Annotated in this window: 12 protein-coding genes; 9 read left to right on the top strand and 3 right to left on the bottom strand. The window is 45.2% G+C overall.

Annotated elements, in window-relative coordinates; translation table 11 throughout:
* Together KFE98_03250 and KFE98_03245 are read right to left on the bottom strand one after the other, a co-directional pair.
* The gene (locus KFE98_03250; protein ID UTW63187.1) at window positions 1-756 is read right to left on the bottom strand and encodes a histidine kinase; all 756 of its coding nucleotides are present in this window, start codon (window positions 754-756) and stop codon (window positions 1-3) included.
* A complete protein-coding gene (locus tag KFE98_03245; GenBank protein ID UTW63186.1) occupies window positions 756-2,888 on the bottom strand; it encodes a hypothetical protein in 2,133 nt (710 codons plus the stop codon). Before KFE98_03245 ends, KFE98_03250 begins: the two co-directional genes overlap by 1 nt.
* 220 nt (window positions 2,889-3,108) lie before the next feature.
* Here KFE98_03245 and KFE98_03240 point away from each other — a divergent pair, with 220 nt between their 5' ends.
* The 7 genes from KFE98_03240 to KFE98_03210 all read left to right on the top strand — a co-directional run bounded on the left by KFE98_03240 (window position 3,109) and on the right by KFE98_03210 (window position 9,454).
* A complete protein-coding gene (locus tag KFE98_03240) occupies window positions 3,109-3,753 on the top strand; it encodes a YceI family protein (protein ID UTW63185.1) in 645 nt (214 codons plus the stop codon).
* Between the two features lie 117 nt (window positions 3,754-3,870).
* Window positions 3,871-4,986 carry a T9SS type A sorting domain-containing protein gene (locus tag KFE98_03235; GenBank protein UTW63184.1) on the top strand — a complete coding sequence of 372 codons (1,116 nt, stop codon included), beginning with the start codon at window positions 3,871-3,873 and terminating at the stop codon, window positions 4,984-4,986.
* A gap of 240 nt (window positions 4,987-5,226) precedes the next feature.
* Complete coding sequence (locus KFE98_03230) at window positions 5,227-5,559, top strand: hypothetical protein (GenBank protein ID UTW63183.1); 333 nt, start codon at window positions 5,227-5,229, stop codon at window positions 5,557-5,559.
* Window positions 5,560-5,561: 2 nt separating this feature from the next.
* A complete protein-coding gene (locus KFE98_03225) occupies window positions 5,562-7,349 on the top strand; it encodes a hypothetical protein (protein ID UTW63182.1) in 1,788 nt (595 codons plus the stop codon).
* Window positions 7,339-7,974, top strand: coding sequence for a response regulator transcription factor (locus KFE98_03220; GenBank protein UTW63181.1), 636 nt, complete (start codon window positions 7,339-7,341; stop codon window positions 7,972-7,974). The genes KFE98_03225 and KFE98_03220 overlap by 11 nt, the downstream gene beginning before the upstream one ends.
* A gap of 243 nt (window positions 7,975-8,217) precedes the next feature.
* A complete protein-coding gene (locus KFE98_03215; GenBank protein UTW63180.1) occupies window positions 8,218-8,727 on the top strand; it encodes a GNAT family N-acetyltransferase in 510 nt (169 codons plus the stop codon).
* On the top strand, window positions 8,693-9,454 hold the full coding sequence (locus tag KFE98_03210) for a hypothetical protein (GenBank protein ID UTW63179.1): 762 nt from the start codon (window positions 8,693-8,695) through the stop codon (window positions 9,452-9,454). Before KFE98_03215 ends, KFE98_03210 begins: the two co-directional genes overlap by 35 nt.
* Here the strand turns inward: KFE98_03210 and KFE98_03205 are convergent.
* Window positions 9,390-9,725, bottom strand: coding sequence for a hypothetical protein (locus KFE98_03205; protein UTW63178.1), 336 nt, complete (start codon window positions 9,723-9,725; stop codon window positions 9,390-9,392). The two genes, KFE98_03210 and KFE98_03205, sit on opposite strands and share 65 nt — an antisense overlap.
* Window positions 9,726-9,851: 126 nt before the next feature.
* Here KFE98_03205 and KFE98_03200 point away from each other — a divergent pair, with 126 nt between their 5' ends.
* The gene (locus KFE98_03200) at window positions 9,852-10,652 is read left to right on the top strand and encodes a hypothetical protein (protein UTW63177.1); all 801 of its coding nucleotides are present in this window, start codon (window positions 9,852-9,854) and stop codon (window positions 10,650-10,652) included.
* 43 nt (window positions 10,653-10,695) lie between these two features.
* Entirely contained in the window at window positions 10,696-11,625 is a 930-nt protein-coding gene (locus KFE98_03195) for a hypothetical protein (GenBank protein ID UTW63176.1), read from the top strand.
* Window positions 11,626-11,653 lie beyond the last annotated feature (28 nt).

Below are 11,653 nucleotides of genomic sequence, written 5' to 3'. Positions count from 1 at the left end.
CTAAGTTAATTGATTAGCGGGAATTTCTGAAATGAAAATAGACAAAAGCGTTCCGGGTCGAGGGCTATTCGGCTCCAATTCCCGAATTTCTAAATGAAAACGGGTTTTGTATACCTTTTCCATCAGCTTGAGCCGTTGCTGTACCACTTCAAGGCTATGGCGATGTTTGTCCTTGGTTTCTCTGGATTCCTGAAAGGTGAGGCTTTTGCTCTTGTTGAGAAAACCAACGCCGTTGTCTCGGATCTGAATCTCGATACCCTGGTCTTTTGGGTGAACTTTGATGACCACTTTGCCGGATTCGTGACCGGGTAGAATTCCGTGCCAAATGGCATTTTCCACCAAAGGCTGGAGAAAGAGGGAGGGAACCAAATGCTCAAAAGTATCCACTGCCGGGTCAATTTCGATAGAGTATTCGATGCGGTCTTTTAACCTGATTTTTTCCAGGTTGAGGTACTGCCTTATCGCATCCAGTTCATCTTCCAGGGATATAACAGAAACGGCCGAATTGTTGAAAATAGTTCGCATCAGCTTTCCAAAATTACTGAGGTAAATGAGGCCCGTTTTCAAATCCTTTTTGGCAATTTGAGCAGAAGCAGAATTTAAGGCGTTGTTCACAAAATGCGGATTGAGTTGCGTGCCCAAGGAGCGAAACTCCAATTCCATGAGCGAGGTTTTTAGGTTGCTTAAGTTCCTTTTTCTTCGGTAGTTTAAATAAACACCGCCCGACATGAGGGCACCTGCAAGGAGAACCATCATTAGAATAAAAGGCAGAGACTTCCAAAAGGGGGAGGAATGGTGAAGGTTCGGAGAATGCTTCCTCTTTCTTCCCATTCACCACTGCTGTTGAGGGTTTGAATTTTGAGGATGTAGGTGCCTGGTGCTAACGAAGGAAAACGCAAATCGGGAGTTTGTGTTTCCGTCCAGGGTTCAGGTGGTTCAGATTCTTCATACAACCTGTATCGATACCAGGTTTTAGGACCATTGATCAGGTTGTAGGCATTAACCGAAAGTTCCAGGGAGTTGGCTTTGGGATGCGGATTATTGATCAAGGTTTGAAGCGATTGTTCGCCTCGTTGATCCATGCGCAGCGGGTAAACTATTTCGGGATCCTGGAGCAAGGATGTCGGGAAGTAATAAAGGCTTTGATCGGTTCGAAAAAGAATGAGTTCGCCTTTTTCGAAGATGGAATTGACCCGCATGGGGGAAAGTCCAAATTGGTAAAAAAGCCGTTTTATTTTTCGAGTCGGTCTGGCAAAGTCCTCGATCAGGTACAAGCCGCTGGCTCCGGCGATGAGAAGTTGGTTGGAGATGATTTCAAGATCGAAACAAGCCTCCGGATGATCTCCATCATTTAAGAAGAACTGATCAATAAGTTCCAACTGGTGAAATAGCAAAACTCCATTTCGTTTGGTTACCACTACCACCGAATCTTTACCAATCTCTTTGATGCCCCGTGCATCGATTTCAGAGAAGCCATTTAATCGACCGATATTGACCAAGCCGGTACTGTCATTGGGCTGAAACTTTAGGTTTCTAAAGTTGGTAGCGAAGAAGGTTCCCTGGTCCATTTTTAGCCGAATGCGGGTTGAGTTTACCTTGTTGGATCTGGGGACCGTGCTTAACGAAAAAGTTACGTCTTTGGCTAACCTTCGTTGAGGCTTTCCGTCTACCATGTCCCAGAAGTATTCATTGGCTCTGGGCATTTGATCAATCATTTCAAAGCGATCTTCACGAATGGCATAAAGATGTTTTTCCGGTCCATAAAGGTTGATAAAATAGGTAGAGTCCACTGGGATGTGGACCCGAATGTACTGTTCTTGATAGAAGTTCTTTTTGTAGATTAATTGACCGTCTTCTTTTGCATAGAGCACGATATGGCCGCCTTGCTGACATACAAAGTGGCGCTTGCCCTGGGAAATGATGGCATTTATTCCAGCAGAAAATTCAGGGGATTTATTGACCCTTAAATCGGGTGAATAAAACAAACCTCTTCTCAGTGAGCAATACCAGAAACCTCCATGCGGGTCTCGTGTAACTCCGGTGATGAAATCGTCTGGGGTGAGCTGGCGGCCTTGGAAGGATTCAGACGAGGACAATGAAACTTGCCACAATCCATGATCTTCGGTACATACGAAAAGATCGTTGGAGTCTTGATAATAGCCCATGGTTGGAGTGAAGGGAGGGTAGAGCGTATCGATATCCAGGGTTTGTGGATCTATGATGGCAATGCCCCGTTTAAAGAAAGTCCAGATTTTTCCTTCATGGCGAACATGGAAGAGAGCCTTGATTAAAACGTCGTTGATGATCTTTGGAGAGGGCATGTTGCCTAAATCAGTATGCTGCCGGTCAACGATTCGCTTAAGGAAAAGTGCTCGCTCCTTTTGGGATAATCGAAGCAATTTTTTAGGGTCGTTGGCTCGAAAAACGGGACCTAAGGTGATTTGCCAATCTCCTTCTTCCGGAACGATTCGAGCAGAGATGTTACGGGTCTGCATCCAAAAGGTATCCCGCTCCACATGAAAGGTTAAAGCCACCATCCCTTTCAACTTTTGACTGAGCTCGTCAGAGAAGGGCATTTCATGAAACTGATCACTCGACCTTTCGTATCGATACACCCGGTTGTGGTAGTTAAAGAGATAAAGGTTGCTATCTGCTGACTCATATCCTCCAAGAATTACCGGTATGGGTTGAGAATCAATCGAGCGATACCGGTGAAATTTTTGACCATCAAAACGAACCAAACCGTTGTCTGAGGCGATCCAAATATGACCGTGATAATCTGAATGAACCCAGTAACATTCGTTGCTCAAGAGACCATTTTCGGTGGTATAGTGGGCGCTTTGGAGGAAGAAGCGGTAATCCGTTTGAGCACCAAGTGACAGGCTCAAAAGACTTGATAGCAATAGGGTTAAAAGATGGATCCTGGTTAGAGGCAGTTGCACGAATACAAAATACACAATTTGGGGCTATCTTTTTTTGCCCCTGTAAGACCAATTATGAGCGGATTCTTAAAATAAATTGATGTAGGTACATCTTTTTTAGTCAAAATGGGCTGCTATGTCCACTAATTCTGGTAATTTGGTTGATTCATTCGAAAAATTATACACAATGAAACGCATCACATTTATGGCAGCGGCTTTGAGCCTGGGAGTTTTTATGAGCTCCTGTGGTGGAGGAGAAGCCCCAAAGCAACCTGAAACTCCAGAAACTCAAGCTCCGGAAGCTTCGGCACCGGCAGAAAAGATGACCCATTCGATTGACCTGGCTACCAGTGTTGTCAACTGGGAAGGTACCATGATGGGTATGTACAGTCACTCGGGAACGATTAACTTGACAGAAGGCTCACTGGTGACCGAAGGAAACAACATTACAGGCGGTTCTTTTACCGTAGACATGGCCTCCATGGCGGCAACGGATGAGAACTACGATGCCTCTAAGGACCAAACTCCTGAGAAATTGGTAGGACACTTGTCTTCTCCTGATTTCTTTGATGTGGCCAATAACCCAACAGCAAGCTTCGAGATTACCGGAGCCAATGAAGGAAATACCGAAATCATGGGAACCTTAACGATTCGCGGTAAGTCCAATGCAGCGACCGTAAAGGACGTAGTATTCAATGCTGAAAACGGTACGGCTACAGGAAGCCTTACGTTCAATCGTAAAGACTATGACGTTATGTTCGACATGCCTGTTCAAGAAATGGTATTGTCAGACGATGTTGTTCTCAACATTCAATTGGCTGTAGCGAAGTAAGATTCGATATCACCAAAAAAGTAAAACCCTCGTTGGCCAAAGTACTGTGCTGACGAGGGTTTCTTTTTTTATTTCGGACTAAAACCGGTACTTTTAATCCAATCAAAAAGCTCGAATATGAAAAAGTGGCTACTCCTTTTAACCTCCGTTTTGTTAACTACCACAACCTTCGCACAAATAACCCTCACGATTGATCACATTGCCAAATTGGGCGATTACGTCTACATGGCTGAAGATACCACCCATGGTAGCTCATTGAGCTTGGGGAGTGCGGCTGGAAATCAGGTATGGGACTTTACCTCATTGGAGAGTCAGGAATTGGATACGGCCCTTCTACAATCGCCTTCTACTGCACCTTTGTCTTCCCATTTTCCAACGGCCACTTTTGTTCTGAACGATCTGGAAGATAGCAGTCATATTTTCTTTAAGCGATCGGCTGTGGGGCTGGATGTTGTGGGAATTGTGGAATATGAAAATGGAGCTCCACAGTTACCCGAAGTGAACTACGCCTTTCGGTTCATGCAATTTCCGGTAACCTTTGGCTCTACTTTCGAGTCTGATATTAATGCCGGTGCCCAAATCGAATTTCTCGGGGTAGACCCGGATAGCCTTGGGCCACATCCCCGAATTGATTCCATTCGAAACAAGATTTTTATCAAGGTCAAAAACGAGATTGATGCCTGGGGAGACCTTAAATTACCACAGGGAACTTTTCCGGCTTTGAGGCAAAGAACCGTTACGGTAACCAAGGTGTCCAGCGATGCTTACATGAACGGGTCCTGGCAACCTTTTACTCCCTTGATTCTGGCCTTTACCGATTCGGTTAACTACGATACCAGTGAGGTTACTTTTCGCTGGTGGAGCAGCAATGCCGCGGCCAACTTTATGTGTGCTGAAGTTACCCTCGACTCCAATGAATTGCCCGAGGACTTTGTGAATTTTCTAGTAGCTCCTCCCGCCAATGAATTAGGTACGGCGGAATCGATTTCATCTCGGGGTATTGAGGTGTTTCCTAATCCTGTATCCGATCAATTGACCATTTCTTCCCAGAGTCACTCGGTGCAGCAGATTCAACTGATTAGTACATCCGGTGAACTGGTGTTGATCCAGAAAACGGAGGCGGGCCAAATTCAGGTCAACGTTTCAGAAGTGCCTGATGGGGTCTATTTGCTCCTGCTTCAAGGACATGCTGACCAGCCGATGGTCATGCGTAAAGTGCAGATACGGCATTAATTTTTTCTCTTGCTCGAATCGAATTATGCTTCGGGCAAGCAGCCTTCATACTTCAATAAAAATAGCTGAATTCGATCCGGATTGGGATTCAATGGTTTAGGGGGAATTCCCCTAAAGACTCCTTGCATTTGCTTCAATAATATTGACCCGAGTTCTCAAATTATCATTTCTCCGGTTGAAATTAATCCTTGAGTAGCCTATTTTCGGGGCACTCAGTAAACAATTAACAATAAGCATAACATGAGTTATTACGAACCCACATTTGATTTCACTCAATCTCCGGAAATCAACATTGAAATCGAACACGAAGGAGATCATCTTAATTCACACCCATGGGTAATGGGAGCACCCGATGAGGAATCGGCTACAGGCTCTGACTATCACTTAACCATTACGGTCAATAGTGCAGGTCCGAATACACCTCCTTACCCAGACTTATCGGTGGAGTGTCCTACTTTTTCTCAGGCATCTGCCGGCCAAACCATAACTATTCATGTTGTTGTAGAAGGGCATCCGTCCGGACCGATTCATAAGAAGTCCACTTCGGCTGTTCCAACAGGTGCAGGAGGCTAATTTTGCGGTACCTTTTTTTCTTCTCAACCTTATGCTTATTCGGGTTTCTGGGTGCGTGTCGATCAGATCATTTTGATTCTGAATCGGGCAACGCATCCCAGTTGCTTGATAGTGCTGAATACTACAAACAGATTCAGCCGGCCAAAGCAATCAGACTGGCTCATCAAGCCCGTCCACTGGCGACCAATGATTCTTTAAAATGCCTGACATGGGTTCGGCTCGGGCAAGCTCATGGAGAAATGGGCAAAAAGGACAGTGCCAGTCATTACTACGAAATTTTCTTTAAAAACTGCGGGAGTCGATACCCCAGCCTGGAGGGTCGATTGAGGATTAACCTGGCCAATCAAATGATGGCTTCCGGTCAACGCGATGGTGCCCGGGGAAATCTGGAAATGGCCTTGACTTTAGCCCAGCAAAACAGGGATACGATCCTGCTATTAGAAACTTGGCAATCGAAGGCAAGTTTGGCTTTTGGTGCAAAGGATTCAGCGGCCCTGATGGAGTCAATAACAGCGGTTCGCGATTTGGCGCTACGTTCGGGTCAACAAAAGTTTTTGGCTGCGGCGTGGGTTACCTATGGAGCCTTTTTTGATCAATTTGGGCAAGCCGATAGTTCCTTGAGGTACAACCAAAAGGCCTATCAACTGAGCCTTGAAATAGCGGATACTTTTTACCTGATGTACGCTGCACTTAATTCGGGGTCGGCCTGGCACGGCCTGGGAAATTACGACAGCGCACTTTACTACTATAGCCAAGCTGAAAACTGGGCCAAACGATTGCCCAATGCTCAAATGGTATATCAGTCCCAAGTTAGTCTTTCGTACCTCGCTTACGATTACAACAAACACCAGGAAGCCTTCGAGCGATTGGATTACGCCACCGATTACCGGGATAGTATTCAGCAGGCATTTTATACCGAACAATTGGCCGAACTTCAGGTACGCTATGAGTCGGAGAGAAACCGGGCCAGGGTAGTGGAGTTGGAAAGCGAAAAACGAATTCACCGAACCCAGCGCAATTTGGGTATTGGTTTAGCGGTGTTGGGCTTGGCGGTGTCCACCTTGTTGTTGCTGTATTTCCGCCAGCGACACCGTTCAAGAGAGCTGGCCGCTCAAAAGGAAATTGAACGCCTGGAGAAGGAAAAGGAAGTGTATTCTTTGCAAAGCATGTTATTTGCCCAGGAAGAAGAACGTCGCCGTATTGCCCGAGACCTTCACGACAGTGTTGGAGCCTTATTGAGCATTGCCCGGGTACAGGTGCACAAGGTGGAAGAGGAAATCCGAAAACTGACCGAACTCGATTTGATTGGCAATACCGAAGAGATTTTAACCAAGGCCGGGAAAGAAGTTAGAGCCGTAGCGCACAACATGATGCCAGGCGTACTCATCGAGCTGGGATTGTATGAAGCCGTAGCCGATTTCGTGGATAAACAACGCAAAGTGATGGATGCCAAAATTCACTTTCCATCGGTTGAGTTCGACGAGCGATTTTCGAACGAAATTGAAGTGATGACCTATCGAATTGTTCAGGAGCTCTTTCACAATTCCAACAAGCATGCCCTGGCGCAAACTATTACCTTAAAACTGGATTTGACCGAATCGCATCTTTTGCTGGATTACAAGGACGATGGAGTGGGCTTTCCGAAAGATTGGTTTCAATCGGAACATAGACTTGGGCTTAGCAGTATTCGAAGCCGGGTGAAATTTGTGCAGGGAGAAGTTCAGCTCCAGACTTCGCCGGGTCATGGAGTACATTACCACATTCAAATACCCTTAAAGAATGACCATTAATCTGCTATTGTGCGACGACCATCCTATTTTTAGGCAAGGCATACGAAATGTGCTGGCCAATGAACCGGAGGTAACTATTTTGGGTGAGGCTTCCAATGGAAAAGAGTGCCTGGAGTTATTGGAGATCTTGCAGCCTGACATTGTTTTGATGGATATTCGAATGCCTGAAATGAATGGTATACTCTGCACCCAAAAGATCAAAGAACGTTACCCGGATGTCAAGATCATCGCCATGACCCAGTTCGATGAAATTCGTCTGGTAAAGCAAATGATGAAATACGGAGCCAGTGGTTATGTTTTGAAGAGTAGTACCCACTCTGAATTGCTCAAAGCTTTTCGAGAGGTGCTAAAGGGCAAAAAATACCTTACCCCGGAAATTGAAAATGAGTTAGCAGGCTTAACCCTGGATCAGGAACCGGATGAATTGTTTCCCGGTCTGTCTGAACGGGAACATGAAATCGTGCGTTTGATCTGCTTTGAGATGAGCAACAAACAGATTGCCGCGAAACTCTCCATTAGCGATAAGACCGTAGAGAATCACAGATCTCGAATTTTCCGCAAAATCGGAGTTAACAACCTGGCCGGATTGGTGCGCTGGGCAGTTAACAACGGATATGACCGATAAAGAACCGAATACCGAATACCGAATGAGAAACACCAGTTTCCTTGCCACACGGGCCAAATTCAAATTACAATCCATGACTTAGAAAATAGGCATCTACCTTCGCTTTTAGGGTTATACCGACATTCGTCTTATACCAGGTTTGGCGAATGTAAGCGACCGGCCCCCAGGGGTGCGGTCGCGTTCTTGAAGTTAGCGGGAAAAACTTATTTTAGGATGGATTTTGAGCCATTGAAACCACAAAAGATGAATGAACCTCAGTTTTTCCCAACTTCCATCCCCATTCTTCACTCGGGAGAATTAACGATGAGGGAGCTGAACCTGGAAGAGGTAGACCAGTTTTATGAGCTTTCGCTTTATCGTAATCCAGAGTATAACCTGGAGCAAGCCGGGGAATTGATCAAAACGATTCAGGAGAACTTTCAAAATCGTGAAGCTCTGAATTGGGGGATGTACCTTGGAGAGGAATTGATAGGTACTTGCGGCTACTACCGAGGATTTGCCAACAATCAGGGAGAAATTGGATTTGTGATTAGAAAGAAATTCCGACGTCAAGGCTGGACACTGAAGGCCGCAAAACGGGCCATCCAATACGGATTTGAAGATTTGCGACTGGATCTCATAACGGCTTATGTAAGAGATGATAATTTTCCTTCTCAGCAATTGATTGCCCAATTGGGATTTGAACGAACAGAAGAAAAACCAGAAGACCATAGGAGGTATGAGTTACCTAAGAATCGCTTCTTTCAAGGCTAATAAGGGAATGGGATTTGGCCTTCCAGGTAAAGGGATGGCTCTAAATCAAAAAGATAACCTAACTTTCTACCTGCGTATGGGTACTTCCGTCCATATTCGATTACTGAAAAAAGTCCAGAAAAAAGCAGAAGGCGGGCTCTTGACTCGCTTGATACTCATTCTTTTGGTCCTTGTTCTATTTCCACTATTGGTTGTGGCAGGCATACTTGTGGGCGTATACCTCATTGTTCATTCCATAATTTCCATTGGACTCTATCGAACAATGAACGCTCGTAGAAATACGCGATCTTCTCCCATTTGGAACTCTTGGCTCAGCGGAAAGAGGTTTCAATTGCATCGGAGATTTGAGGCCGAAATTCAGTATGGTCCATCGTATTATGAACTCAAGGCAGAGCCCAAAATTGGAGCTTTGCAATCTGGATTTTATGGCGATTGGCACTTTCCTTTCCGTCAGGGTTACCTGATGCAGAAATGGGATTCGATTTACGAAACCACCGCGCAACTTATCTACCTAAATCTGGAAACGGGCGAAATAGAAGTACTGTTGGATCAGGTTCCATCATACGACTGGGAGGCAGAGAGGACCACAAAAGGCACCGTCCAACTTCGATTTGATTCCGGTGCCGAGTTATTGGTTTTTACGATTGATGAACAGTATCAATCTATTTTGAAACCTGACACATGGTCACCAAGTAGCGGGTCACCAGTTCCTGATCGGCAGCGGTAAGCTTTTCTTCCTTTTTATTCACTTTTTTGGACATGCGTGGCACAATTTCATTCCATTGCTCAGCGCTGCGTGCCGAAGGTTTTTTCAAGGCATGGCATTTTCCACAATTGGCTTGATAAAGGCTCATCCCCTTTTTCAAATCCTCAAGCGTAGTGCCTGGATTTGAGCTAGCGATTCGGTCTACATCAGCTTGAGTAGGAGTAAAAACTTTGGCAGAGAAACAGCTTCCCAGAATAACGGGAGCGAGAAGGAGAACAACTAATTTTTTCATGCGACACTTTTTTCGGACTATTTGCCTCCGAAAATTAAAACAATTCCGGCGATTCAATGGTTAATTTTGAGCCAATGGTGGGATTGTGACATTCCTCTGAAAAGAAACTCTTTTACCTTTAATCACATGAAAAAAGGAACCCTTTTAAGCCTCTTGTTGGTCACCCTGGTTGTTTTCTTAGTCGGGTATAAAGAACCTACAAAAGTTCCTGTAAAATGGCATTGGGAACATGATTTTACGGCTGAGGAGAAAAACAGATTAATGGATTGGGTGCTTGAAACTCACGAGGCCGTAAAAAAGAGGATTGGAGTTTATCCATTTACCATGCAAGTGCATTTCTACCGAAGGGACGATTCTTCCGAGCCTGTTCCCTGGGCCAATACCTGGCGATGGCCTGGACAGCAGCTCCACTTTCATGTAGACACCCGATACTCTCAAAAGGAATTCTTGGAAGACTGGACGGCTCCACATGAAATAAGCCACCTCGCTATCCCTTATTTAGGTGAAAAAGATGCTTGGTTTGCCGAAGGATTTGCCTCATTCATGCAGTATCAGGTGATGGAAGAAATGAAAATTCTGAACTCAGAGCAGGTGTTGGAGAAATACAAGGCTAAGATGGAAATGATGCGCTCCTATTACCAGGTGGATGAAACCATGGCCACCCGGGCCCAGGAATTAAGGGAGCAAAAGAATTTTCCGGCCATGTACTGGGGCGGTTGTAGTTTGTTTCTCAAATGGGATGCGCGGCTTCAGCAAGAAAAGGGTATCCGGTTTACCGAACTCTTTGAAACCTACCTAAATTGCTGCCGGCAAAAGGATTCGAACCGGGATGACGTGGTGGCTTCACTCGATCAAATATCGGGTACAACCATTGGTTCCGAATTGATCCATCAATACACTCAAATGCCGGCCAAAGAGGTGATGTAGCTCCTGGGCTTTGATTAGTTTTGAAGCCCGAAAACAACACGTCATGACCCTCCCAAAAATGTTTAGATCCACCGTCTTTACTGGATTTTTTGCCCTTGTTCTCCTGGCCGGATGTGGTAATCTGGAAGCCCAGAGGCCTCGTGTTCAGGTAGTAGCGACTGACATTCAGGAAAAATCGTTTAGCGGGAAAATTGCTTCTTACCCCATTACGATGCACCTCCAGTTTGAAGAACTATCTCCGGAGGACTGGAATATCTACTCCGTTTCTGGCTGGTATTACTACGATCGGGTAAAAACCAAAATTCCTCTGTGTGGTATTTACAATGGAAACCTTACGCTTTATGTTTTTTCCGATTCGTTGAAATGGGATACGGTTTTGAATTTTATCGATCCCGTAAAGATGCGCTTTTGGGAAAGTGTAGGCAGACTTCGCTCCTTGGAGGGATATGACGAGAAAATGGAGATTGAAGAGCTAACCAGTGGTTCCATCGAAGGTGTTTGGAAGAATGGAGAAAAGGAGTTGAAAATTGGACTCGAAGGTGAAGATCTGTCCGTTTCCTACACCGAAAATAAATTGAACCTCTACTCCAATGTGGTTTTTGATTTAAATCAGATCAGGCCCTGGTTTTGGAACTATAAACTCGAAGCCTATTCACCGGAGCAAAAACAAGTGCTGTTGAGTTTTGAATACCCCTCTCGTTCACACGTAATGGGACGTTGTGGTGCAGGCCAGGAAAAGGGTTTTTTAAGGCTTAAATTGGATCCTGAAGGTAAGCTTCTGGAGGACGAGGAGATAGCTACCGAAAGTTGCCTGGAAGGGATACTTTTTGATGAATTGGAATCAACTGATGATGCTCAACGAATTTTTTCCGTCTATCAGCATTATCCAGAAGAAAAAGAGGGGAGACTTACCCTTAACCTAAAGCAGGCTTCTTGGCAATTTTCTCCCCTCGAAGTTTCTGATGCTGAGTAGCAGTGCTACTTATTCATCCTGAATAGAT

It is taken from the genome of bacterium SCSIO 12741 (genome assembly GCA_024398055.1).
GTDB lineage: Bacteria > Bacteroidota > Bacteroidia > Flavobacteriales_G > Salibacteraceae > SCSIO-12741.
The sequence above is the reverse complement of the archived record's forward strand: the minus strand, read 5'-3'. Positions and strand labels throughout refer to the sequence as shown.